At 61.3% G+C, this 408-nt stretch carries 1 protein-coding gene; it reads right to left on the minus strand.

Annotated features, from left to right (window positions below):
* Positions 1 to 144 carry a hypothetical protein gene (locus SLS51_RS23395; RefSeq protein WP_323840861.1) on the minus strand — a complete coding sequence of 48 codons (144 nt, stop codon included), beginning with the start codon at positions 142 to 144 and terminating at the stop codon, positions 1 to 3.
* Positions 145 to 408 lie beyond the last annotated feature (264 nt).

Consider the following 408-nt stretch of genomic DNA (forward strand, 5'->3'; position numbering starts at 1 on the left):
TTATTCTCCACAACAACGCATTCCATTGCGACGTTGATGACCGAACGCCGATTTTCCTAATGCCCTCAGCCAGTTACCACCCGTTTTTTCCAATGTGCGTTCACCGCCGGACCCAAAACCCCCTGACGCGCTTTTCGCCTCCAAAGGCCGGTTTTTCCCGCCGTGCCATTGTCAGTGTAGCGCCTTTTTCGGCAACGGGCGAACGTCGCCCAACTCGCTTGGGCGGCGGACGCCCGTTCTGCGGGCGCGGGCGGCATAGAGCCCGCAAGCGGCGCCCCTGCGACGCTCTGAGGCACTGTGGCTTCGGTTTGCGTATGACCTTGCATGACCACGCGGTTTTGTTTTGTTCAGGGAAGCCCCCGGGGGCTGCACGGGGCGGAGATGGCGAGCACGGGAATGAGCAAGGAG

Source organism: Photorhabdus africana, from assembly GCF_035181445.1.
Taxonomy (GTDB): domain Bacteria; phylum Pseudomonadota; class Gammaproteobacteria; order Enterobacterales; family Enterobacteriaceae; genus Photorhabdus; species Photorhabdus laumondii.